This window comes from Clostridia bacterium (assembly GCA_012841935.1).
Classification (GTDB): domain Bacteria; phylum Bacillota; class Peptococcia; order DRI-13; family DTU073; genus DUTS01.
This window is the reverse complement of the sequence record DUTS01000066.1, coordinates 1-24,046: the sequence shown is the minus strand read 5'-3', so window position 1 is coordinate 24,046 and position 24,046 is coordinate 1. Positions and strand designations below refer to the sequence as shown.

At 37.6% G+C, this 24,046-nt stretch carries 25 protein-coding genes; 23 read left to right on the top strand and 2 right to left on the bottom strand.

The annotated features are described in order from the left end of the window. Positions 1–1,552: hypothetical protein (locus GX687_04010; protein HHX96611.1), on the top strand; the 1,552-nt coding region annotated here is incomplete at its 5' end. A 14-nt stretch (positions 1,553–1,566) separates the two neighbouring features. Next, positions 1,567–2,034 (top strand): hypothetical protein, encoded by a 468-nt coding sequence (locus GX687_04005; GenBank protein HHX96610.1) that lies wholly within the window; start codon positions 1,567–1,569, stop codon positions 2,032–2,034. Between the two features lie 37 nt (positions 2,035–2,071). On the opposite strand, the gene GX687_04000 is transcribed toward GX687_04005, so the two are convergent. Then, positions 2,072–3,286, bottom strand: a complete 1,215-nt coding sequence (locus tag GX687_04000; protein HHX96609.1) for a sporulation integral membrane protein YlbJ — start codon at positions 3,284–3,286, stop codon at positions 2,072–2,074. A 52-nt stretch (positions 3,287–3,338) separates the two neighbouring features. After that, positions 3,339–4,574, bottom strand: a complete 1,236-nt coding sequence (locus tag GX687_03995; GenBank protein ID HHX96608.1) for a nucleotidyltransferase — start codon at positions 4,572–4,574, stop codon at positions 3,339–3,341. A 44-nt stretch (positions 4,575–4,618) separates the two neighbouring features. Here GX687_03995 and pta point away from each other — a divergent pair, with 44 nt between their 5' ends. The 21 genes from pta to GX687_03890 all read left to right on the top strand — a co-directional run. Then, positions 4,619–5,608 carry a phosphate acetyltransferase gene (pta, locus tag GX687_03990; protein ID HHX96607.1) on the top strand — a complete coding sequence of 330 codons (990 nt, stop codon included), beginning with the start codon at positions 4,619–4,621 and terminating at the stop codon, positions 5,606–5,608. A gap of 58 nt (positions 5,609–5,666) precedes the next feature. Next, complete coding sequence (locus GX687_03985; protein HHX96606.1) at positions 5,667–6,152, top strand: DUF177 domain-containing protein; 486 nt, start codon at positions 5,667–5,669, stop codon at positions 6,150–6,152. Positions 6,153–6,175: 23 nt separating this feature from the next. After that, positions 6,176–6,358, top strand: a complete 183-nt coding sequence (gene rpmF / locus GX687_03980) for a 50S ribosomal protein L32 (protein ID HHX96605.1) — start codon at positions 6,176–6,178, stop codon at positions 6,356–6,358. A gap of 116 nt (positions 6,359–6,474) precedes the next feature. Continuing rightward, complete coding sequence (gene fapR, locus GX687_03975; protein HHX96604.1) at positions 6,475–7,041, top strand: transcription factor FapR; 567 nt, start codon at positions 6,475–6,477, stop codon at positions 7,039–7,041. Beyond that, entirely contained in the window at positions 7,042–8,058 is a 1,017-nt protein-coding gene (plsX, locus tag GX687_03970) for a phosphate acyltransferase PlsX (GenBank protein ID HHX96603.1), read from the top strand. It begins immediately after the preceding gene. Next, positions 8,048–9,046: a ketoacyl-ACP synthase III gene (locus GX687_03965; protein ID HHX96602.1), complete on the top strand. Its 999-nt coding sequence runs from the start codon at positions 8,048–8,050 to the stop codon at positions 9,044–9,046. The genes plsX and GX687_03965 overlap by 11 nt, the downstream gene beginning before the upstream one ends. 14 nt (positions 9,047–9,060) lie before the next feature. After that, a complete protein-coding gene (gene fabK, locus GX687_03960; protein ID HHX96601.1) occupies positions 9,061–9,996 on the top strand; it encodes an enoyl-[acyl-carrier-protein] reductase FabK in 936 nt (311 codons plus the stop codon). A gap of 9 nt (positions 9,997–10,005) precedes the next feature. Continuing rightward, a complete protein-coding gene (fabD, locus tag GX687_03955; protein ID HHX96600.1) occupies positions 10,006–10,956 on the top strand; it encodes an ACP S-malonyltransferase in 951 nt (316 codons plus the stop codon). Then, positions 10,946–11,686 (top strand): 3-oxoacyl-[acyl-carrier-protein] reductase, encoded by a 741-nt coding sequence (gene fabG, locus GX687_03950; protein ID HHX96599.1) that lies wholly within the window; start codon positions 10,946–10,948, stop codon positions 11,684–11,686. The genes fabD and fabG overlap by 11 nt, the downstream gene beginning before the upstream one ends. Before the next feature lie 47 nt (positions 11,687–11,733). Beyond that, positions 11,734–11,961 (top strand): acyl carrier protein, encoded by a 228-nt coding sequence (gene acpP, locus GX687_03945; GenBank protein ID HHX96598.1) that lies wholly within the window; start codon positions 11,734–11,736, stop codon positions 11,959–11,961. Between the two features lie 96 nt (positions 11,962–12,057). Further along, positions 12,058–12,999, top strand: coding sequence for a nitronate monooxygenase (locus tag GX687_03940; protein ID HHX96597.1), 942 nt, complete (start codon positions 12,058–12,060; stop codon positions 12,997–12,999). A 26-nt stretch (positions 13,000–13,025) separates the two neighbouring features. Further along, positions 13,026–14,267, top strand: coding sequence for a beta-ketoacyl-ACP synthase II (gene fabF, locus GX687_03935; GenBank protein ID HHX96596.1), 1,242 nt, complete (start codon positions 13,026–13,028; stop codon positions 14,265–14,267). A gap of 12 nt (positions 14,268–14,279) precedes the next feature. Beyond that, the gene (gene rnc, locus GX687_03930) at positions 14,280–14,984 is read left to right on the top strand and encodes a ribonuclease III (protein HHX96595.1); all 705 of its coding nucleotides are present in this window, start codon (positions 14,280–14,282) and stop codon (positions 14,982–14,984) included. A gap of 71 nt (positions 14,985–15,055) precedes the next feature. Then, on the top strand, positions 15,056–18,619 hold the full coding sequence (gene smc / locus GX687_03925) for a chromosome segregation protein SMC (protein HHX96594.1): 3,564 nt from the start codon (positions 15,056–15,058) through the stop codon (positions 18,617–18,619). A 14-nt stretch (positions 18,620–18,633) separates the two neighbouring features. After that, positions 18,634–19,509: a signal recognition particle-docking protein FtsY gene (ftsY, locus tag GX687_03920; protein HHX96593.1), complete on the top strand. Its 876-nt coding sequence runs from the start codon at positions 18,634–18,636 to the stop codon at positions 19,507–19,509. Positions 19,510–19,526: 17 nt separating this feature from the next. Continuing rightward, positions 19,527–20,291: an S-methyl-5'-thioadenosine phosphorylase gene (gene mtnP, locus GX687_03915; GenBank protein HHX96592.1), complete on the top strand. Its 765-nt coding sequence runs from the start codon at positions 19,527–19,529 to the stop codon at positions 20,289–20,291. Between the two features lie 19 nt (positions 20,292–20,310). Continuing rightward, positions 20,311–21,588: an amidohydrolase gene (locus tag GX687_03910; protein HHX96591.1), complete on the top strand. Its 1,278-nt coding sequence runs from the start codon at positions 20,311–20,313 to the stop codon at positions 21,586–21,588. Positions 21,589–21,746: 158 nt separating this feature from the next. Further along, positions 21,747–22,256: a hypothetical protein gene (locus GX687_03905; protein HHX96590.1), complete on the top strand. Its 510-nt coding sequence runs from the start codon at positions 21,747–21,749 to the stop codon at positions 22,254–22,256. 78 nt (positions 22,257–22,334) lie between these two features. Further along, entirely contained in the window at positions 22,335–22,892 is a 558-nt protein-coding gene (locus GX687_03900) for a hypothetical protein (protein HHX96589.1), read from the top strand. Positions 22,893–23,111: 219 nt separating this feature from the next. Then, positions 23,112–23,435, top strand: a complete 324-nt coding sequence (locus GX687_03895; protein HHX96588.1) for a DNA-binding protein — start codon at positions 23,112–23,114, stop codon at positions 23,433–23,435. Between the two features lie 9 nt (positions 23,436–23,444). Next, on the top strand, positions 23,445–24,046 hold a 602-nt coding region (locus GX687_03890; GenBank protein ID HHX96587.1), incomplete at its 3' end, for a signal recognition particle protein.

Sequence of the window (24,046 nt, the reverse complement as noted above, 5' to 3'; positions counted from 1 at the left end):
TAGTAATTCTAAAAAGATTTCGTTAACTTTATGTTCAACATATGGAGTTCTAGATGATAAGCCGGAAGTTGAGAAAATTCCGCAAAAGGTGCAGATGGATTTTACTATAAAAATGCCTTCTGAAGAAGAAATTTTAAAAGAAAATTATTATTATATTTATCGCAATGTTATAGAAACAAATCGGGATAGTGAACTTTGGCATAATGCTTTGGTAGCATATGGCGATATCCAAATTTATGCTTCGGATGTAAAGATAAACGGTAAGGTTTTTGCTAAAGGAACAAGTGATGGAGGTTTTGTTTTATGTGGGAATGGTGAGACAGTAGAAGTTAATAGTAATCTTATCTCGGCAAATAGTGTAAAAATTAGTGCGGAAACTAAAAATAATATATTAAATGTAAATGGAAATATTTATGCAGATAATGTGATTATTGACCATGAAACTAAAAATAATGAAATAAAAATTAAAGGTGATGTTTACACCAAAGATGATTTGGTATTAAATGGTGAAAAATCTCGATTAAAAATTGAAGGTAATTATTATGGTTTTTCCGACGGGGCTTTGTCTAGCAAACATGATGAAAGTAGTGGAATTATAATTAATGCCATGGATATAAGTACGGAGGATGGTTCGGAATTGAAAATCTTTGGTGAAGAAATGTTTGTTAATGGTGTCTCTTATATTGATGTTGTAGATAATAAAGGATATCCTTATTCTACTGGTGAAAGTGTTTCTATTAAAGGTAATTATAGGGTTTATGGTAGCTATTTTCTTGATGATGATTATTATTATTATTATAATTATTATGCACCATTGACCTTAGTTGAGGAGAGGTTAAATAAATCTACTAATGTACGTCAAAAAATGAATGTCTTTCGCAAAGCAGAATATTTTTGGAATTTCGGGGAAAAGGCCGAAATTCCTACATGGTTAAATAAGGGAACTAATATAGTTTTACCGGAACCTGCAAAAATTTATTCAACCGGAGCATTTATAACAAATAATAAAATATATAAAAATGGTGGGCTTTATACATATGGGGAAGCACAGGGAAAAATTGAGGAGTGTTCCTCCTTATATTACCAGAATCTGCTGGGTGAGTATTCTGAGTATGTACATATAAAGGATTTTGATCAAAGTTCATCTTTAGAGGTTATTTGTTTTTCTTCAAATAAAAATATTTATTTGGTTGGTCCGGGAGGGGATCAAAATGTGCCGTCAAATAATATACTTAAAAATGTTGATGCTAATGTTAATGGAATTATAGTTTCTGAAGGAGATGTTTATTTACGTGGGACGCTTAATTTCAAAGGAACTATTATAACTAATGGGAATATTTTTATAGAAGATTCCTACCCAAAAAGTTTTACTAATAGTTGGTTTTACATTTTTGAAAAAATAAATCGGGAAGTAGCTGAAGCTGATGATCCCTTCGTTTATTCTGATGAATATATCAATCGAACTATTGAATCTTCCTTAGAAGTAACTGAACCGACTAATATTGTTGCCTATAAGCAATATATTTCCATAGATAATTGGGAAAAACTTTAAGGGGGGAATGCCTAGTGAGGAAAATTATTAGGTTCGATCAAGCTGGTTTAACCCTGGTAGAATTAGTTATTGGTATTTCTTTAGCTTCCGTGGTTATGAGTGCCATTGCCATTTTTATTGTTGGTAATATTCGTTTTTCAAATACTGCTCAAGATGAAATTATTATTCAGGAACAGGTGCGTCGTGCTATGCAGGTGATTGTTGATTTGTCTATGGATAAAGAAAGTTATGTAGCAAGTTCTAACCAACTTGTCTTAAAAAAAGGTACAAAACAGGTTACCTTTAAATTAGAAGGTAATGATCTAAAGTTTACAAACGAAAGTAATCAATCGGAAACATTGGCTAAAAACATTGAAAGTTTTAAGGTTACTGATAAAGGATCTAAGTTCTTTAATGTGACTATTAAGGGAATCAAAAATAAGGGTAATAAGAAAAAGGAAGTTAGTTTTGAATTAACTAATGAAGTTTTTTTGCGTAATTAAAGATAAAGAACTGTTATGTTTATAAAAAAATCTCCGCTTAATTAGGGAGATTTTTTTTCTGTAGTTTAATTAATTTTAAAAGTTTACTGCTGAGAAATATTGTTCCGGCAAGTGAAAAAAGGATTAAAAAGAAAAGAATAAAAATCTTGGTTAAGTAAAATAAATTAAAAAGAAAGGTAGTACTTAACAGGGTTGAGGTTGTGGGAGGTGTAAGTGCTGGCAGTGAAAGCCGAGAAAACCAATTACCTTTTTGAATGAAAACATAACTGATGAGGCCAGCTAAGATGCTGTGCAGAATTCTTGTTTGGTGAAAAAATGTTGTTTTAATACCGGTTTTATTTAAAACACCACTTACCTGTGAATGAATGGATAGTCCACACCAACCTAAAAGGATACTGGTTAAAATAATTTTTTCTTGTAAAGGTACCATCGTGAGAGAAAGTTCATTGATGCCTAAAGTCATTTCCCAAAAACCAGTGGCCAGGGCCTCAGCAGTGCTGGGGTCAAAATGAAGGACCTGCAAAAGTAGGCTGAAGGGATAGGCACATAAATGCAGTAGGGAAGTAGTTTCTAGAATTTTAATCAGTACGGCATAACTAATTACAAATCCACCGATTAAACAAATGGTATTAATACCATTTTTTATGGCAGTGCTAAAAAGTTGACTAAAGGGCTCGGCAGGTAATAATAGTCTTTGGTGTTTAAATGTAAAACTAGTTTCCCGAGGGGAAAATCGTGAAACTAGACCTAAAAGAATACCAATAAGTAGATTAGCTAAATAATGACTAATAAGGAGTAAGGGACCTAGAGAGGGCTGTCGAAAAATTCCAATGGCAACTGCTGACATTAAAAAAAGCGGACTGGCATTATTGGTAAAGGCAATCAAGCGTTCTGCCTCGCAGCGGCTGCAGCCTTTCAGCTCATACAGGCGTTTGGTGAGCACAGCACCCATGGGAAATCCCGAACTGAATCCCATGGCCAGTACAAAGGAGGCTTCTCCGGGTAAATTAAACAGGGGCCGCATTAAAGGCTCTAAAAGAATACCTAAAAATCTTATTATTCCTAGATTAAACATAATTTCGGTGATAATAAAAAAAGGGAGTAAAGAGGGGACTAAGACATTAGCCCATAATTCCAGACCGTAAAGGGCCCCTTGATAAGTTTTTTCAGGCCAAATGAGCATGGTGATTACTAAAAAAATAATGGCCCAGGTGAAAAAAAAGGTATAAAAATTTGTTTTTTGTTTGGCCATAACCGATCCCCCTTTTTGAAATTATATGGGGGAGAATAATTACTAGACCAAATTAAACATTTACCGGCGGAAGTTGGTAGTCAAGATTAGCTGTGCGGGTCATTGGATTTGGATATAAAAGTGTATATAAATTAGTGGCTAAAACATCTTTTTCCCAAAAGGGGAATATTTCCGGATGTTTTTTTAGATGGTGGTCTATTTGTGCCCCACGGCTAATTATTGGTAAGGTGCCTTTCAGTTTAATTTGACGCAATAGTTTTTGTCCGCGGTCAGTAAAACCCAAAAGACGGAGGTAAGGAGGACCTTTTTCTAGACAGAGTTCAGCTTCTTTTGTATAATCTAAAAGAAGATGAATTAGAAAACGCTGTAAACGTGTATAAGTAAATCGTTTTGTTTTTAGTTTTTTAAGAAATTCTTGAATATCAGTTGTCTGGTGAGCTAAACGATAAATACGGTTTTCTAATCCTTCTGTAATCTCGATAATTTGTTTGAGTTTTTCAGGGGTTGAGCGTCTTAAAAGAGTCATCAATTGAGTGTTTAATTGTTTAAAATAGATGGGGGCACGACCTTGTGAAAATTCTTGGGCAAGAATAGTTATTGTTTCTAAAGGTAGGGAGTTTTTTAAGGTTTGCAGTTTTTCTATGAAATTTAGGGGTGGGGAAATTAAATGATGGCGGATGGCACTAGCACTTGGATATAATCTGCTTAAGTCTTTGTTTAGATAGTCACTGCCTTTACGTTTTAGAATAAAAGGTATTAAATTAAGATCTAGTTCCTGAATAATTTGTAAATAAGTAAGTCCCAAAATATTATTGGGGCTTTGTAAAATTGGCAAGAATTCTGGGGGTAAAGCCTGGGTTCTTGCTTGAGGATAAGAAAGTCCTTGTTTTAGTAGGTTTTGTAATTTTTGCTGATAGGCTTTTGGTTCTGAGGCTAAATAGGCTGCGGCTTTTTTTAAAAGTATATTTTGTTTTGTTTCCACACCAAAGGCTAAATGGGTGGTAATTCCGGTACTGGTTAAGGTTTCGATACCTCCCCGGGCAAACCAATAGGCACTGCGGGTAGCATAAAGTACTGGTAATTCAAAAACTAGGTCAATTCCTTGTTGTAAAGCCATAGCACAGCGGGCCCATTTATTAACTAAAGCAGGTTCACCACGCTGTAGAAAATTTCCGCCTAGTACACAAATTATCCCTTGGGGAGACAGTTCTTTTTGAATTGTCCGCAAATGATACAGGTGTCCTTGATGAAAAGGATTGTATTCCGCTATAATTCCGATAATCGGCATTATTATTCCCCCTCGGGTTGATTATATCAAAGGAGGTTGTGAAAATGAATTTAATGGACCGAATTAAAGTTCAAGCACAAAAAAATAAGCGGACTATTGTTTTACCAGAAGGTACAGAAGAGAGGATTGTGACTGCAGCTAGTATAATTGCTGCCGAAAAATTGGCTGTACCGGTATTACTTGGTCAAGAAGCAGCTATAAAAAAGGTAGCTCAAAAAACAGGTAGTGATCTTAGTAATGTCAAGATTGTTGATCCTGCTCTTTCCAAAGATTTTTCTACTTATGTTCAGGAGTTATATGAATTGCGTAAACATAAGGAAATTACTTTAGAGGATGCCCAAAAAATGCTGGAAAGTAATTTATATTGGGGAGTCATGATGCTTTATCGCGGTGAGGCAGATGGTCTGGTGGCTGGAGCCGCAAATGCTACAAGTGCTGTTTTACGTCCAGCTTTACAAATCATTAAAACTGTTCCAGGTATTTCTTCTGTATCAGGTGCCTTTTTAATGCTTAGTCCTTACCAAGAATTTGGGGAAGAAGGAGTACTACTTTTTGCTGATTGTGCGGTGAACCCTTTGCCAACTGCTAAACAGTTGGCGGAAATAGCGGTAGTGTCGGCTCAAACTGCGGTCTCTTTAATTGGCTTGGAACCAAAAGTGGCCTTACTGTCTTTCTCTACTAAAGGTAGTGCTCAACATGAATTAGTGGAACAGGTGCGTCTAGCTGTAAAATTAGCAAAAGAAAAAGCACCTGATTTAATTATTGACGGTGAATTACAAGCTGATACAGCTTTAGTGCCTGAGGTGGCCCTAGCCAAAGCTCCGGAAAGTCCGATTGGGGGAGCGGCTAATGTTTTAGTTTTCCCGGATTTGCAGTCTGGTAATATTGCTTATAAATTAGTACAGAGATTAGGTAAAGCTGAAGCCATTGGTCCTATTTTGCAGGGAATGGCCAAACCAGTTAATGACCTTTCCCGGGGTTGTAGTGTCGAAGATATTGTAAACATGGTAGCTATTACGGCTTGTCAGGATTAGCTTGCAATAATTTTTGTTCCTTTATATAATAAAAAGGCTTGCAGGGGAGTGAATGGTTGTGAAAATTCACCTAGAGGCATTATGGCAGGAACTTGGTGCAAGTAAAAAGTTTAGTTTTTGTTTAGCAGAATTGGCTTCCTTGGAGGAGTTAACATTAATAGAGCCGCTTTTTGTAAGGGGTAAAATAGTTAATCAGGGTAGTTTTTTAGAATTAATGATTAGTTTGCAAACCAAATTATTATTAGTTTGTTCTCGCTGTCTTGATGAAGTAAATTATCCTTTGAAAATAGAAATTAAAGAACGCTATTATTTAGAAAAGCCACTGACAAGTGATGAGCAGGCGTTTGCTGCACCACAGTGGCTTGATTTAAAAGCATTAGCCCAGGAAAACATTATTCTTAATATACCGATGCGTATCCTTTGTCAGCCGGATTGTCCGGGACTTTGTCCACAATGTGGTATTAATTTAAAATTAGCTAAATGTGCTTGTCAAGTTGAAACAGGTGATCCCCGGTTAGCAGTCTTGGCACAATTGAAAAAGTGAATGGGGGAAAGGGGGCGGAATAAATGGGTGTACCAAAAAGACGTCGTTCAAAAGCTGTTGTTAGGCGGAGAAGGGCGGAATTAATGAAATTAAAAAAAGTAGGTTTTGTTTTATGTACTAATTGTCATGAACCAAAACTACCACATCGGGTCTGTCCCGCATGTGGGCATTATAAAGGCCGGGAGGTAGTTTCCTCGAAAGAATAAAGTGGCTTTAAAAAACCACGACAAAGAATTTTCTTTGTTGTGGTTTTTTTACTTGCCAAAAATAAGCAGAGCCTTTATACTAGGTATTGATACCAGGTAATAAAGGGGCGAAAAAGATGCAGCAAAGGCTGAATAAGCAGGAACGACAGGAAAAACTGAAGGCAGTGATTAGGGATAATCCCTTTGTCACTGATGAGGAATTAGCAGAACATTTTTCTGTTTCCATTCAAACGATTCGTCTAGATCGTTTGGAATTGGATATTCCGGAATTACGTACACGTATGGTACAGGTAGCAGAACGGGTTCATCAAAAAGTAAGATCAATGGTGGCACATGAAATGGTTGGTGAGTTGGTGGAGTTGCAGTTGGGGAAATTCGCTACCTCTATTTTGCAGGTTACTCGGGAAATGGTTACGCAAAAAAGCGGAATCTGTAGAGCCGATTATTTGTTTGCTCAGGCTAATTCTTTGGCTGCAGCCATAATTGATGCTGAAGTGGTTTTAACAGGTAGTGCTAGACTGCGTTTTCGTCGTCCGGTACATTTACATGAAAAAATCAAGGCATATGCCTTTTTGGCTAGAAAGAAAATTAATAAATATTTAATTAAGGTTGTTTCTAGTGTGGATAGTGAAGAAGTATTTGTCGGTAAGTTTATTTTTGTGGCTCAACAGGAGGGAAAATGAATGAGAATAGCGATAGATGCTATGGGTGGAGATTATGCTCCACAGGAGATTGTTCATGGAGCCTTGGGGGCTTTAAATGATCAACAGGATTTGGAATTAATTTTGGTTGGTCAGGAAGCGGCCATTAAAGAACATTTGCCTAAAAAATATGCTGAGGAAAGGCTGACTATTCACCATTGTACAGAATTTATTGCTATGGAGGAAACACCAGTGGTGGCTTATCGTAAAAAAAAGGATGCTTCTATTACGGTGGCTACCCGTTTGGTTAAGGAGGGCCACGCTCAAGCTGTAATTTCTGCGGGTAATACTGGTGCTCAAATGGTGGCTTCACTTTTTGGTTTAGGGCGTTTACCCGGAATTAGTAGACCAGCTATCGGTACTGTCCTGCCTGGTTTGGAAGGACCTAAACTTTTGGTAGATGCAGGGGCCAATACTGAATGTAAGGCCGAAAATTTATTACAATTTGCTTTGATGGGTAGTGTTTATGCCGAAAAAATATTGGGGATTAAAAATCCCCGTATTGGTTTGGTTAGTAATGGTAGTGAACCTACTAAAGGAAATGAACTTACACTTAAGGCTCATCAATTGTTGGCTAATGCCGAACAAATAAATTTTATGGGTAATGTCGAAGGGCGTGATTTTTTGGTAGGACCAGTTGATGTTTTGGTTTGTGATGGTTTTGTAGGTAATATTATTCTAAAAGCTGTAGAAGGGACGGGTACTGGTATGTTTACCCTTTTGCGAGAGGAATTGACAAGTAATTGGCGTAGTAAAATGGGGGCTTTTTTACTTTTACCTGCTTTAAAGAAAATGAAAGCCAGATTGGATTATACTGAATTTGGGGGAGCACCTCTTTTGGGTGTAAAAGGTTTAAGCATAATTTGTCACGGCAGCTCTAATGCTCACGCTATCCGCAATGCGGTTCGAGCTGCGGTTAAATGTATAGAAAAAGAAATGGTCTCTACTTTAGAAAATAATTGTTGCTCTGCCGGGGTTGGTGAAAAAGATGTTAAATAAGTTGCGTGCCGTAGGTATTGTCGGTTTGGGTACTTGGCTGCCGGAAACGAGAATTACTAATCAGGATCTAATGAAGATGGTAGATACTTCTGATGAGTGGATTTTAACCCGTACTGGAATCGCGGAAAGACGTAAAGCCCTACCTACAGAGGCGGCTTCTGATTTGGGGGCCAAGGCCGCTGAGAGGGCTTTGGTTGCGGCGAAAATTAAGCCAGAAGCTGTAGATTTAATTATTGTGGCTACTACTACTCCGGATATGTTTTTTCCAGCTACAGCGTGTTTGATTCAAAAAGAAATTGGGGCTGTCAATGCTGCTGCCTTTGATTTATCGGCAGCCTGTTCTGGTTTTTTGTATGCACTGTCTGTAGGTAATCAGTTTATTGCTACAGGTACATATGATACTGTTTTGGTGGTTGCTGCTGAAACCTTGACTAAGCTGGTAAATTGGTCTGATCGCGGTACCTGTATTTTGTTTGGTGATGGAGCCGGGGCGGCTGTTTTACAGGCTGTGGAAGCTGGTAGTGGTTTTTTGGCTTTTGATTTAGGGGCAGAAGGCAGTGGTGCGGAATTATTAAAAGTTCCGGCAGGTGGTTCCCGTCGACCTGCTAGTTTAGAAACAATAGAAAATAATGAACATTATATTGTTATGCAGGGAAATGAAGTATTTAAATTTGCAGTACGTATTATGGGGGAGACAGCCTGCAAGGTATTAGCTAAAGCCGGTCTTTCACATCGTGATTTGGATTATTTAGTACCTCATCAAGCCAATACACGAATTATTAGTGCTGCTTGTAAACGCTTGGGGCTTTCCGAAAAAAAAGTATATGTGAATTTATCTCGTTATGGCAATATGTCGGCTGCCTCGATTCCCGTAGCTTTGGATGAAGCCGTCAAAGGGGGTTGTATTCAAAAAGGTGATTTGGTACTTTTGGTTGGTTTCGGGGCTGGTTTGACTTGGGGTTCTACTGTAATGAAATGGGTTATTTGAGAGGGAGGGAGAAAATAGTGAGAACAGAATTATGTGATTTACTGGGAATTGAATATCCTATTTTACAAGGAGGTATGGCCTGGGTAGCTACAGCTGAACTTGCTGCAGCAGTTTCTGAGGCAGGAGGTTTAGGTTTAATTGGGGCTGGTAGTGCACCAGCAGATGTAGTGCGGGCAGAAATTTTAAAGGCCAAAACTTTAACTAAAAAGCCTTTTGGGGTGAATGTTTATTATCTTTCACCTTATGTGGAAGAAGTTATAGAGGTTGTTTTACAGGAAAATGTGCGGGTTATTACTACTGGTGCTGGTAATCCGGGCAAACACATCCCCAAATTAAAAGCTAAGGGAATTAAAGTGATTCCGGTAGTTTCTTCGGTAGCCTTAGCGAAAAGAATGGTTCGCGGTGGAGCTGATGCTTTAATAGCCGAAGGTATGGAATGTGGTGGTCATGTAGGGGAATTAACTACTCTGGCTTTCTTACCACAAGTGGTAGATGCGGTTGACGTGCCGGTGATTGCCGCCGGGGGAGTGGCTGATGGAAGACAGCTGGCTGCTGTATTTTGTTTGGGAGCCCAAGGCGTGCAAATGGGTACTCGTTTTATTTGTGCAGCCGAATGTCAGGTTCATGATAATTATAAGCAGGCGGTTTTAAAGGCTAAGGATCGAGATACGGTACTGACCGGTTTTCAAGGACATTATGTACGTGTTCTAAAAAATAAGTTAACTCGCGAATATCAAAGCTTGGTTCGGGAAGGGGCCTCTGATGAAAAATTGGCAGAATTGGGTGTCGGTAGATTACGTGCAGCAGTAATTGAAGGTGATGTGGAAAAAGGCTCTTTAATGGCTGGTCAAGTGGCAGCCATGATCCATAAAATTCAGCCAGCTGCGGAAATAATTAATGAAATTATAGCTGAAGCTAAAGCAGTTTTTGGTAATAATGTATTGAAATGAGGCGATATAATGAGAAAGATTGCATTTTTATTTCCCGGGCAAGGTTCACAATATGTAGGGATGGGTAGAGAACTATTTACCCAATATCCTGTAGCCCGTCAAGTATTTCAATTAGGTGATGAAGTTTTGGGCTATCCAATAAGTTTACTTTGTTTTAATGGCCCAGAAGAAGAATTGAGGCTCACTGCTAATACACAGCCAGCTATTTTGCTTACTAGTGCGGCTATTCTTAAAATAGTGGAAGAACATGGTTTGCGGCCGGATTTTGTAGCAGGACATAGTTTGGGGGAATATACGGCTTTGATTGCTGCTGGTTCTTTAAGTATTCGTGATGCTGTTTGGCTAGTTCGGAACCGGGGAATTTTTATGCAGCAAGCCGTATCTCCGGGCCAAGGCACCATGGCCGCAATTTTAGGTTTAAATACAGAACAAATAAAAGCCATTTGTACTCAGGTGGCCGAATATGGTATTGTTGAACCAGCCAATTATAATTGTCCAGGGCAGATTGTTTTAGCAGGAGAAACAGAGGCTATTAAACAGGCCATGGCTTTGGCACAGGAATATGGTGCTAAACGAACTTTAGAATTATCTGTAAGTGGTCCTTTTCATTCTAGTCTATTGCAAAATATTTCTACTCAACTAGCTTCTATTTTGGAAAAGGTAATTATTTCTCGTCCTTGGGTTCCGGTAGCAGCCAATTGTACCGCGGAATTGGTAACTAGTCCTTTAAAGATAAAGACTAATTTAATTCAACAGGTTAATCATGCGGTTTTATGGCAGCAATCTATAGAAAGATTGTTGGCAGAGGGTGTTACTACTTTTGTAGAAATTGGACCAGGAAAAGTTCTAAGTGGTTTATTAAAAAGGATTGCTAAAAATATAGAAATGTATAATATTGAGGATAGGAGTTCTTTGGAAGAAACACTTGCTTGCTTAGGAGGTGAAATAAATGTTAACTGAGCAGGTAGTATTGATTACAGGTGCCTCGCGGGGGATAGGTAGGGCCATAGCTATCGCTTTTGCCGAAAAAGGAGCTCAGGTAATTGTAAATTATAAAGGAAATCTGGCTGCAGCAGAAGAAGTAAAAGCAATAATTGAAAAAAACGGTGGTTTAGTGGAAATTCTTCAGGCAGATGTTTCTCAAGCTGAACAAGTAAAAAAAATGCTGGCCCATATTTTAAAGAAATATGGTAAGATTGATGTTTTGGTGAATAATGCTGGTATAAATCGTGATACTTTAATTATGAGAATGAAAGATGAGGCCTGGGATAAAGTAATCCAAACGAATTTAACCGCAGCTTTTTATTGTCTTCGTGAAGTAACTCGTCCTATGTTAAAACAGCGTTCTGGTAGAATAATTAATATTGCTTCCGTAGTGGGGCTTCATGGTAATGTGGGGCAGGCTAATTATGCTGCTGCCAAAGCGGGTTTAATTGGCTTAACAAAAAGTGCTGCCCAAGAATTAGCTCCTCGTGGTATAATGGTAAATGCCATTGCACCTGGTTTTATTGATACAGATATGACTCGTCAATTACCAGAACAAATTCAAGAAAAGATTAAAACTCAAATACCGGTGGGGCATTGGGGGGAACCTGTAGATGTCGCACAATTAGCCGTATTTCTAGCTAGTCCACAGGCTGCTTACATAACCGGGCAAGTAATTGCCGTTGATGGTGGTCTGACAATGTAAAGTGAATTGTTTTTTCCGGGGAAGGGGGTGAAGTTGTGAGTGATATTATGGATGAATTTGTTAGGATTAGATCATTGGTGGCTGAACAATTGGGGGTAGATGAACAAGATATTAATTTGGAAACTACTTTTGATGATTTGAATGCCGATTCGCTTGATGTAGTGGAATTAATTATGGCTTTAGAAGAAGAATTTGACATGGAGATCCCTGATGAGGATGCCGAGAAAATTAGGACAGTAGGTGATGCTGTTGAGTATATTAAGGAACAGCAGTAGGTATGAGTATTTTTAAAAGTTGTCATTATCGGTAATAGCTCCGTGGTTAATTACTGCGGAGCTATTATTCAAAAGCAATGGTTTGGAGGTATTAATGTGCACTTGCCAGCATTAAAGATTGGGCATTTGAAACCTAAATTCCCTATTATTCAAGGTGGTATGGCCGTGAGGATTTCCACGGCACCTTTGGCTGCGGCGGTAGCTAATGAAGGTGGTATTGGGATTATTGCCGCCAGTGGTTTAAGTATTCAAGAATTAAAAGCTGAAATTCGCCGAGCCCGGGCTTTAACTAAGGGCATTATTGGGGTGAATGTGATGTACGCCGCTACAGCCTTTAAGGAATTGGTTATTTCTGCTCTGCAGGAAAAAATTGATTTGGTTATTTCCGGTGCCGGTTTTTCACGTGATATCTTTACTTGGGGTAAGGAAGCACGTATTCCGATAGTACCGATTGTCTCTTCGGTAAGATTAGCTAAACTTTCCGAGAGATTAGGTGCCAAGGCTATTGTTGTAGAGGGTAAAGAGGCAGGTGGACATTTAGGTACAGAAGAAAAGGTTGCCGAGATTGTACCTGAGGTTAAAAAAAATGTTAATATTCCTGTGATTGCTGCAGGAGGAATTGTCACCGGAGAAGATATTGCTACAGCTATTCGTCAAGGGGCTGATGGGGTTCAAATGGGTACGCGTTTTGCCTTAAGTGAGGAATCAAATGCGGCCCCTAATTTAAAAGAATTCTATTTAGAGTCCCCACATGAATTTGTCTTGATAGATAGTCCGGTGGGTTTAAAAGGTAGGGCTTTAAAAAATGAATTTACGGAAAAGCTCTTGTCCGGAAAAATTAATCCTGTACAAAAATGTAAACGCTGTCTAAAATTTTGTAAGGGTAATTTTTGTATTATGACAGCATTAGAAAATGCTCAACAAGGTAATTTGAAAGATGGTTTGGTTTTTATTGGTGAATCTTTGGCCAAAATAAAACAATTAATGTCGGTTAAGGAAATTTTTCAGGCTCTGTTAAAAGAAATAGAATTATCTTAAATAAGTAGTGGGGGGTGAATCGCCTGATGAATGAAAGGGTTGTTGTTACTGGAATGGGTGCAGTTACACCTTTAGGTAATACAGTAGCTGAGTTTTGGAAAAATTTGTGGCAAGCCAAATCCGGAATAAAGCGAATTACCCGTATAGATATTAAAGATGTTCCGACACAAATTGCCGGGGAAGTAAAAAACTTTCAACCGGAATTATATCTAGATCGCAAAGAAATGCGGCGTATGGATCGTTTTTCTCAATTTGCTATTGCCGGGACAAAAATGGCTTTAGAAGACGCCAGAGTGGATTTGGGAGTTGTACCTTCTGAGAGAATGGGAGTAATAATCGGTTCCGGAATTGGGGGTATGGAAACTTTAGAAGAACAGATTGAAATAAGGTTAGCCAAAGGTTCTAGAAGAGTTAGTCCCTTTTTTATTCCCATGATGATTAGTAATATGGCGGCTGGACAAATTTCAATATTTTGCGGTGCTACGGGACCAAATTATACTGTGGTTACTGCTTGTGCTTCGGCTACACATGCTATTGGCGAGGCTTTTCGGTTAATTCAGCGGGGTGATGCGGATTTAATAATTAGTGGTGGTTGTGAAGCTCCCATAACTAAAATGGCTTATGCCGGTTTTTGTGCTATGCGGGCTTTATCAACTTATAATGAAGTTCCTGAAAAGGCTAGTCGACCTTTTGATCGAAATAGGGATGGGTTTGTGATGAGTGAAGGTGCCGGTATTTTAGTTTTAGAAAGTTTGACTTCGGCTTTAAGTCGTAAGGCACCTATTTATGCCGAAATATTGGGTTATGGGGCTACAGCTGATGCTTACCATATTACAGCTCCTGCACCAGGAGGTAAAGGAGCAGCTAAGGCAATGTCTCTTGCTTTAAAGGATGCCAATTTGGCACCAGAAAAAATTGATTATATTAATGCTCACGGCACTTCTACGGAATTTAACGATAAAATGGAAACAGCTGCTATCAAAACTGTTTTTGGTCAGCATGCTTATCGCTTAGCAGTCAGTTCTACTAAATCGATGACTGGCCACCTTTTGGGTGCTGCGGGTGGAGTAGAGGCTATTGCTGCTGTTTTGGCTTTACAGCACGATTTGGTACCACCTACCATTAATTATGAGGAACCAGATCCTGAATGTGATTTAGATTATGTGCCTAATCAAGCCAGAGAAATGCCGGTTCAATATGCTTTGAGCAATTCCTTGGGTTTTGGGGGTCATAATGCCTCACTTTTGTTTGCTAAATTTAAGGATTAAGGAGTTTTTATTTTGCAGAATAAAAGAAACGAAGCTTGGAGACAATTATTATCCAAATTACCTTTATCAAAAAAACCAGATCTGGGTTTAATTGAGCAAGCCCTTACACATCCTTCAGCCGTATATGAACATTTACCTGGTCAAAAAATACATAATCAGCGGTTGGAGTTTTTGGGAGATGCTGTGATTGGTTTGGTTATTGCCGAATATTTGTATCAGCACTATCCGCAAAAAAGTGAAGGGGAATTAACTAAAATGCGGGCAGCTATTGTTTGTGAGGCTGCACTAGTACAAAGTGCCCAAGCGTTAGAATTAGGTAAATATCTTTTATTAGGTAAGGGAGAAAAATTAACAGGGGGTGCTGAGCGAGTCTCCAATTTGGTAGATGCTTTCGAGGCTTTACTTGGTGCCTTGTATCTTTCTTTAGGTTTAAAAGAAGTAAGTAAGTTAATTTTGCTGGTCTTACAAAAGCAAATTCAAGAAGCCCTTCAGGGTGAATGGGGAGATTTTAAAACTGAATTACAGGAATATATTCAGCAAAATCCTGATAGTAGTTTACATTATCAAATTCTACGGGAAAGTGGACCTGATCATGCTAAACAATTTTTAGCTGCTGTTTTTTTAAATGGGCAAAAATTAGCTGAAGGTCAAGGAAGAACAAAAAAAGAAGCTGAACAGCAGGCTGCCAAGGAGGCTCTTAAAGATTTGCGGGGCTAAAAGGACAGGATTTTTAAAAAAGATAGCGAATTAAAGAACTAGTAAGTTTTTTATGGAAAGGACGGAAATGGTTGTACTTAAAAAGACTTGAAATTCAGGGCTTTAAATCTTTTGCCGAAAAAACTAAATTAGAATTTAAACCCGGAATAACTTTAGTCGTGGGTCCTAATGGTAGTGGTAAATCAAATATAGCTGATGCCATTCGGTGGGTATTAGGTGAGCAAAGTGTAAAAACCTTACGCGGTGCAAAAATGGATGACCTTATTTTTGCTGGTAGTGAGGAACGCCATCCCTTGGGTTTTGCCGAGGTTTCTTTGACAATTGACAATACTTCGGGAACCTTTCCTTTGGATTATCATGAAATTACAGTGACTCGCCGTTTATATCGTTCTGGTGAAAGTGATTATTTAATTAATCGCACACCCTGTCGTTTACGTGATCTTCATCAATTGTTTATGGATACTGGGATTGGTCGGGAAGGTTTTTCACTTATCGGTCAGGGTAAAGTAGACGAAGTTTTGTCCGTTAAACCTGAAGTTAGACGCGGTCTTTTGGAGGAAACTGCGGGAATTGTTAAATATCGTTATAAAAAACGTGAGGCAGTGCAAAAACTTTCAGAAACAGAAACTAGTTTGGTACGTTTACATGACTTGCTTGCAGAATTAAAAAAACAGGCTGTACCTTTGGCTGAACAGGCGGCTAAAGCTAAACAATATAAAGATAAACAGACCAAATTAAATGGTTTGTTAATTGGTTTACTGTTAGCTGAAAATGAAAAACATAAAAAAGATTTAACTAAACTTAGTGAACAGCTTACTAATTTAGAATTGGAAATAGAAAACCTAAATACACAGCTGCGGTATTGGCAAAGCTGTGAAAGTGAGCAAAAATTAATTCTACAAAAAAAGCTGGAAATTATCACAGCATATCGAGAAAAACTGTATCAAGCTCAATTAGATTTGGAGAAAAATGAGAGCAGTAAAAAATTACTGCAGGAACGAAAAATAAGTTTACAAACTCAAAAAGAGCAGTTGGAAAAGGAACAAAAACAATTAAATACGGAAATAGCATATTTTCGGGAAAAATTAAGTGAACTTAAAATCGAGCGGCAAACTTGTCAGGAAAAAGTTGAAAAAGCCCGCCGTGAATTAGAATTACATGAGGCTTGGTTAACTTCGGAAACAGAAAAGGAAAAAAAGCAAGAGTTAGCTTTGGAAGACTTAAAAAACGAACATTTTGAATTTTTACAAGCTAAAACTCAGCTGCAAAATACTATTTCTAATTTACGGGAACAATTAACTGTTTTACAAGCTAAAAAGGAGAAAAATATTGTTCGCCTTGAAGAGATTACACAAATTAGCAATAAGGCTTTAACTAAAATAGCACAGACTGAAAAATCTATTAGTGAAATTACTTCTGCTTTATTTTCTGGTGAGCAAAATTTAAAAACTTATGAAGCTAATCTTTTAGCTGAGCAAACTAAGTTGAAAAAACAGGAGGAAAAAAACTTGTTTTTTCAAAAAGAAAAGGCAGCTTTGGAATCTCGCCTTCATTTGCTTCAGGAAATGGAAAGGGATGGTCAAGGTTATGCTTATGGTGTGAGAGGACTATTACAATTAAAGACTACTGGGAAAATAAAAGGGATCATGGGTACAGTTGCTCAAATCATAAAAGTACCACCAGCTTATGAAAGGGCTGTGGAAGTAGTTTTGGGTGGTTCTTTACAATATATTGTTACCCTCAATGAACAGGTTGCACAGCAGGCCATTTCTTGGTTAAAAAACAAACAACAGGGACGGGCTACCTTTTTACCTTTGGATACAGTTAAAGGTAGAAAAAGCCGCGGCAACATTCCTCAGGGCCCGGGGGTTATTGGTTGTTTGGCTGATTTAATTACTTATCAACCTGAATATAATGAAATTATTAGTTATTTATTAGGTACCACTTGGTTAGTTGAGGATTTAGCTGCAGCCGTGGAAATAGGTAAAATTACTGGTTTTCGGTTTCGTCTGGTAACTCCTGCTGGTGAAGTGGTTAATCCAGGAGGCTCCTTAAGTGGTGGTAGTTTTAAAACTAAAACCGGCAATTTGTTAAGTCGCAAAAGAGAAATTGCGGAATTAACTCAACAAAAAAAGGCCGGGGAAATTACTTTAACTCAAGGATTACAACAAGCTGAAATTTTTAAAAAGGCTGTTTTTAATGCCCGGCGGGAATGGGAAAGAGCCCAAGAAAAAATTCAGCAGCTGCGTTTGCAAAAAGTTGAAGAAGAAGGAGTTTTAGCTAGCTGGCAGACAGAGAAGAAACGCTCTAACGCGGTAATGGCAGAATTGGAAGCGGAAATTAAAGAAAGGGCACTACTAAATAAAAATATAATTTCTCAAAAAGCTGCTTTAAAAGAAAGAATAGTTACTTTAGAGCAAGAAATTGAGCTCTGTGTGGAAAAAATAAATACTTTGGTACAGGCTTTAGATCATTCCCAGGGGGTAAAACTTGAAAAAAATGAGACTCTCACCCAATTACGTATCACGGTAGCTACTCATGAAGCCAAATTGGCTACTTTTAATGAAGAAGAAAAAGAAAATGCTTTACGTTTAGATAAATTAATGAATTTGTTAAATGAAAAATATCTTTCTAGGGAATCATTAATTGAAAAGGACAGCGAAATTGCTGGGGAAATAGTTACCACTGAACAACAAATTGTTGAGATATTGAAGGCAATTAAAAATGGGGAAAATTTATTGGAAAATGAACGAAAGATCAAGGAAGATTTAGAGGTAGATTTACTAAATTGTACGGAAAAAATAAAGCACTTTACGGAATTATTAACTGAAAAACAAGCTGAGGAGCATCAATTACAGCTTCGTTTTTCACGTTTGGAAACTGCACAAAAAAGTGTAGAGCAGCGTTTAAAGGAACAATTTAATTTGACCATGGAACAAGCCGGACAAATCGGGGTTATTTGTACAAACAAGTCTTGGGCTTTATCGCAAATTAGTGATTTGAAAACCGCTTTAGGGAAATTAGGTGAAGTAAATCCCGGAGCAATTGATGAATACACACGTCTTACTGAACGTCTAAGTTTCCTAAACAATCAAATTACTGATTTAGCACAAGCTAAAAAAAGATTAGATCTAGTCATTGAGGAAATGGATCGCTTAATGGTTCAAAGATTTCGTGAAGCCTTTCAGTGTGTAGGGATTGCTTTTCAAGAAATCTTTAGACAGCTTTTTGGAGGGGGTAAGGCTGAACTTGTACTTTGTGAACCGGGAAATTTATTGGAAACAGGTGTAGAAGTTTTTGTACAGCCTCCGGGTAAAAAAACACAAAACTTAGCTCTATTATCTGGTGGGGAAAGAACCTTAACCGCTATTGCCCTGTTAATGGCGATGTTAAAAGTAAAGCCAAGTCCTTTTTGTGTGCTTGATGAAATAGAATCTAATCTTGATGAAGCTAATTTAGAACGTTTCGCCAATTTATTAACTCATTTTTCCCGTCAAACACAATTTATTGTTATTTCACACCGCAAGAAAACTATGGAAGTCGGTGATGTTTTATATGGGGTGACTATGCAGGAAAGTGGAGTTTCACGTTTGGTGGCCGTAAAATTGGCAGAAGCACAGCAAGAGGCTAGTTAAAAGGAGGTTTTTTAGTGAGTTTTTGGTCAGTATTTTTAAAAAAAGTGGGAGCAGTAGTTACTGGTAGAACAATTGTCGATGAGGAACTTTTTGAGGAATTAGAAGAAACCTTAATTTTAGCTGATGTAGGGGTGGAAACTGCTTGTCAATTGATAGAGCGTGTTCGACAAAAAATGTGGGAGGAAAAACTAAAAACTCCAGAAGATTTACAAAATGTCTTGCAGGCTGAAATAATTACAATTTTAAAAGCAGGTAATCATCACTTAACTATCTCACAAGGAACATTAACACCAATTTTAATAGTGGGTGTAAATGGTGTTGGGAAAACTACCTCTTTGGCTAAATTAGCTTATTGGTTAAAAAAACAAGGTTATGAGGTTATGACTGCTGCTGCTGATACCTTTCGGGCAGGGGCCATAGAACAACTAGAGATTTGGTGCCAAAGAGTAGGTATTGAATTGGTACGCCATCAGGAAGGAGCTGATCCGGCGGCAGTTGTTTATGATGCTTTACAGGCTGCCAAGGCTCGAGGTAAGGAGGTTCTTTTAATTGATACTGCCGGACGTTTGCAGACCAAGAAAAACTTGATGGAGGAATTAAAAAAGATTAAAAGAATTATTACCCGAGAAAATCCTGATAATGAAGGGGAAGTTTTATTGGTTTTGGATGCTACTACTGGACAAAATGCTTTTTCTCAAACTGAATTGTTTGCCGAAGCTGTGGAGGTTAGTGGGGTAATTCTTACAAAAATGGATGGTACAGCCAAAGGTGGCGTTATTTTAGGTGTGCAGAACGAATATCATTTACCTGTTAAATTTTTGGGTGTTGGAGAACAGATTACGGATTTTCGAGAATTTAATCCAGAAGAATTTGTTCAAGAGCTAATTTGAAAAGGGGAGGGGATTAAATGGCTAAGGCTGATCTTGCTGTTATCGGCGGTACAGGAGTGTACCAAATTAGTATGTTAGAAAAACCTCAACAATTGGGTTTAGAAACACGTTATGGTCGGGTTGATTTGCTTGTAGGTGATTATCAGGGACGCCGAGTTGCTTTTTTGGCTCGTCATGGTAGGGGACATTCTGTACCACCACATTTAATTAATTATCGGGCCAATATTCAGGCATTAAGGGATTTAAAGGTTAAAAAAATTATTGCTACAGCCGCGGTAGGTTCCTTAAATGAGAAGATGGCCCCTTGTGATTTTGTTTTAGTAGATCAATTTTTAGATTTTACAAAAACACGTAAAAGTACGTTTTATGAAGGACGTTTTCGGGGTGTGGAACATGTTGATGTCACCAATCCTTATTGTTCCGAAATTCGTGATTTTTTATATAATACAGCACAGGAATTGAATTTAAAAATTCATCCCCAAGGTTGTTATGTTTGTACTGAAGGGCCCCGTTTTGAAACAGCTGCTGAAGTGAGGATGTTTCAACAATTAGGTGGTGATGTGGTAGGCATGACCAGTGTCCCGGAGGTTGTTTTGGCTCGGGAAGTCGGTATTCCTTATGCGGCTGTTTGTTTGGTTACTAATTATGCGGCTGGAATTTCGACAAGCCCTCTTTCACATCAAGAGGTTGTTGAGGTTACACAAAAAATAAATCAGGATTTATCCCGTTTATTAAAAGCTGCAGTAGGTGATCTTCCTTTGAAAAAGGGAGATTCTAGATAATTTCTGAAGGAGGCTTCCTATGTCCGGATTATTAATTGAAAATGTTTTATCAGTAGAAAATAATTGTTTGCTTGATGTCGCTATAGAGGGAAGTCTAATCAAGGAAATTGGTAATAATTTAAAGGGTAAATATCCTCACTTTAATATTCTAAATGGTCAAAACAATTTACTTGTACCTGGTCTTATTAATTGTCATACTCATGCCGCTATGACCTTATTACGTAGTTATGCCGATGATTTACCTTTGATGACTTGGCTGCAAGAAAAAATCTGGCCGCGGGAAGCACTTTTAAATAAAGATGATGTTTATTGGGGTACACAATTAGCTCTTTTGGAAATGATAAAATCGGGAACCACTACTTTTGCTGATATGTATTTTTTTATGGAGGAAACTGCACAGGCTGTGCAGGAATCTGGTCTTCGTGCTGTTTTAGCCCGTGGTTTAATAGGTACCACAGATAAAACTGGTCAAAGTCTTAAAGAAAGTGAGGTTTTTATACATACTTGGCAGGGTAAAGCTGAGGGGCGAATTACCTGTTTTTTAGGTCCTCATGCTCCTTATACGTGTCCACCCGATTATTTGGAAAAAGTAATGATTTTAGCTGATGATTTGGGTGTGGGACTGCATATTCATTTAGCGGAAACTGAAACTGAAGTTAAACAAATTAAAGCAGATTACGGATGCCGACCGATTGAGTTAATGGCTAAAATTGGTCTTTTTGAAAGAAGACCAATTTTAGCTGCTCATTGTGTTCATCTTTCCCCACAGGAGATAGATTTGTTGGTAAAATATCAAGTGGGAATTGCCCATAATCCAGAAAGCAATTTAAAATTAGCTAGTGGAATTGCACCTCTTGTGGAACTTTTAGAAAAGGGTGCTAATGTCGGTTTAGGTACAGATGGTGCAGCTAGTAATAATAATTTGGATTTATTGGCGGAAATGCGTACCTGTGCATTGCTCCAGAAGGCAATTAGTCAAGATCCCACAGTAATACCTGCTCAGCAAGCACTAAAATTAGCTACTCTTGGTGGGGCTAAGGCCCTGGGTTTTAAAAATCTGGGGGCTTTAATACCCGGTTATAAAGCTGATCTTATCTTATTTGATATAAATAAACCTCATTGGAAGCCATTATATAACCCAGTAGCTAATTTGGTTTATGCAGCTCAAGCAAGTGATGTAAAAACCGTTATCATTGATGGGAAAATAGTGATGCGTGATGGGCAAGTTTTGACCCTTGATGAAGAAAAAATCCTTTTTGAAGCAGAAAAAAGAGGTCAGGCCTTAATTAGACGTTAAAAATGACGATGGATTGCTAGTTTGAGAAAAAAAGACCCTTAAAGGGTATAGTATTAGGCATTATTTAATTGTTAAAGTCGCGAACATTGCGAATATTTAGGGGATATGCTATAATGTAATTAAGGATTTTTTAAAAATAAATTAAGGAGGTTTATTTAATGAGTGGCAATAAAAGATTTTCTGAAAAGGAGGCGCGTTTTTTTTTAAGTTATGCAATGGCTGCAAAATTACATGAAGGTTGGCGAGAAACTAGACAAATGAGAAATAGTAAGGGGGAATTGTTCTTTGAACCGTATTGGAAGGTTACCAAAGATAAAGTGTTTATTTTTACCTATTTGAAGCATTTAAAAGATGGGGAAACAAATACAAAAGGTAACATTAGAAATTCCAAAGGGAAATTAGAAATTGATATTGCTAATCTTACATTTAACGAATTACCAAGGGATTTGCAAGCTAAGAATTTAGCCTCGGCTGAAATGGCTATTGATTTAGTTTATGCTCCTGTTATCCGCGGTGAAGAAATTACCCTGCCTGGAGGGCAGAGGATTACCCCGGAGGATATCAAAGTATTAGTTGCTAAAACACGTGATGTCTGGTCAGAACGATATTCTTCGCTCAAAGATCAAAAGCAAAAAGAATCTCGGCATCAGTACGAAATTATAAAATAGATCCTAGGAATTGCGTAGCCTAGTCATGAGAGGTTCAAATTATAATCGAATAAGTTTTGTAAAAAAGGGGGAGAAAGAGTGGTATCTATAAAAGATGAGGGTTTGCAGCTTTATCTGCCATCATTTCGGCATATAACTAATCTCAGTGAATTAAGTAATTGTATTCATGAATATCAGCAAAAGTTACAAAAAGCGGTTGAGGCCATTAGGCAAAGTAAGTCTCGAGATAAAGCCGAAAGAATAAATAATGTTGAACAAATTTTAACTTCATATTATAATGTTGGACTTTTTCCTGTGGAAGAACAGTTAATTGAGATGTCCGAAAAAGAAATTGCGGAAAAAGAATGTCTTGCTTTTTGGCAAGAAGGGGCTCTACATTTGCGAGAAAGAGAAACAAGAATTAGACTACATAAAATTTTGGATAGTTATCAAGAAAAAATTAAAGCTGAAATAATTGAAGAAGAGGTTAATGATTGGCAAGAAAGTTTAGTGGAACTTCTGGAAACAGCTAGAAAACAGGGAATTAATGATCAGAATTTTGCAGCTCACTATTATGAAAATAGCAAAAAGGTGTACCAAATTTGGCAAGAAATTGAAGCTAAAAGGGCTCAGAGATCCTATAATAGGGAACGTTAATTTTGTAAAAAAAAATAATTTAAAGGGACGTTTAGCTAATGATAACGTCCCTTTAAATCTTTTTAGATCCCCTTTGAAATATAACTAGCAACTCTACTATCTGGGGATAATTATGCACTATTGTTTAACATCTGTATAATAATTTTATGTTGACAGAAGCGAGAGTCATGGTTTAAAATAACTGTTAAGTGTTTTTACTTAACAGTAAGGGGTAGTTTAATGGATGATCTAACTTTTCGAGCTTTAGCTTTTGATTTTTATGGTTCACTTTTGACTAATAAACAAAGGGAAATATATGATTTATATCATCAGCAGGATCTTTCCTTGGGAGAAATCGCTGTCTTAAAAGGAGTTACACGTGAGGCGGTCTATGATTTATTGAAGCGAGCTGAAGGAGCTCTGCAAACATATGAAAATAAATTAAAGCTGGTTAAAAAATATTTATGGAGTAGAGAAATAATAGGTGAATTAAAAAAGGAATTCAAAGGCGAAAATAGGAAGCATATACTTTTATTACTACAAAAATTAGAAGATAGTTGGTAGGTGAGAATAATGGCTTTTGAAAATATTACAGCTAGATTACAGGGTGTTTTTAAAAATTTACGCGGTAAAGGAAAGTTAACCGAAAAAGATGTGCGGACAGCTATGCGGGAAGTTCGTTTGGCTTTATTGGAGGCTGATGTTAATTATCGTGTGGTTAAAGATTTTGTGGCTATTTTGACTGAAAGGGCTATAGGTTCCGAGGTTTTAGAAAGTTTAACTCCGGCTCAACAAGTAATTAAAATAGTACATGAAGAAATGACTCATTTAATGGGTGAAAGTCAAAGTAAAATAACTTTTGCTTCTAAGCCGCCAACGGTAATAATGATTGTAGGTTTACAGGGTTCCGGAAAAACAACTACTAGTGCTAAATTGGCTCATTATTTTAAAAAACAAGGTCGTAAACCTTTATTGACAGCCTGTGATGTATATCGCCCGGCGGCGATAAAACAATTGCAAGTTTTAGGTGAACAATTGACTTTGCCGGTATTTACTTTAGGTGATAAACAAAATCCTGTGGATATTGCTAAAGGGGCAATTAGTCAAGCCTGTAAACAGGGGCAAGATCTTGTAATTTTGGATACTGCCGGTCGTTTACATGTTGATCAAATTTT

What these genes read in the sequence shown, in the direction of transcription:
- GX687_03910 (HHX96591.1), top strand. Translation starts at nt 20,311, where the DNA reads ATGTCCGGATTATTAATTGAAAATGTTTTATCAGTAGAAAATAATTGT.
- fabG (HHX96599.1), top strand. Translation starts at nt 10,946, where the DNA reads ATGTTAACTGAGCAGGTAGTATTGATTACAGGTGCCTCGCGGGGGATA.
- GX687_03995 (HHX96608.1), bottom strand. Translation starts at nt 4,574, where the DNA reads ATGCCGATTATCGGAATTATAGCGGAATACAATCCTTTTCATCAAGGA.
- GX687_03895 (HHX96588.1), top strand. Translation starts at nt 23,112, where the DNA reads ATGGATGATCTAACTTTTCGAGCTTTAGCTTTTGATTTTTATGGTTCA.
- GX687_03965 (HHX96602.1), top strand. Translation starts at nt 8,048, where the DNA reads ATGTTAAATAAGTTGCGTGCCGTAGGTATTGTCGGTTTGGGTACTTGG.
- GX687_04000 (HHX96609.1), bottom strand. Translation starts at nt 3,286, where the DNA reads ATGGCCAAACAAAAAACAAATTTTTATACCTTTTTTTTCACCTGGGCC.
- fapR (HHX96604.1), top strand. Translation starts at nt 6,475, where the DNA reads ATGCAGCAAAGGCTGAATAAGCAGGAACGACAGGAAAAACTGAAGGCA.
- plsX (HHX96603.1), top strand. Translation starts at nt 7,042, where the DNA reads ATGAGAATAGCGATAGATGCTATGGGTGGAGATTATGCTCCACAGGAG.
- mtnP (HHX96592.1), top strand. Translation starts at nt 19,527, where the DNA reads ATGGCTAAGGCTGATCTTGCTGTTATCGGCGGTACAGGAGTGTACCAA.
- acpP (HHX96598.1), top strand. Translation starts at nt 11,734, where the DNA reads ATGGATGAATTTGTTAGGATTAGATCATTGGTGGCTGAACAATTGGGG.
- rpmF (HHX96605.1), top strand. Translation starts at nt 6,176, where the DNA reads ATGGGTGTACCAAAAAGACGTCGTTCAAAAGCTGTTGTTAGGCGGAGA.
- fabD (HHX96600.1), top strand. Translation starts at nt 10,006, where the DNA reads ATGAGAAAGATTGCATTTTTATTTCCCGGGCAAGGTTCACAATATGTA.
- pta (HHX96607.1), top strand. Translation starts at nt 4,619, where the DNA reads ATGAATTTAATGGACCGAATTAAAGTTCAAGCACAAAAAAATAAGCGG.
- GX687_03905 (HHX96590.1), top strand. Translation starts at nt 21,747, where the DNA reads ATGAGTGGCAATAAAAGATTTTCTGAAAAGGAGGCGCGTTTTTTTTTA.
- fabF (HHX96596.1), top strand. Translation starts at nt 13,026, where the DNA reads ATGAATGAAAGGGTTGTTGTTACTGGAATGGGTGCAGTTACACCTTTA.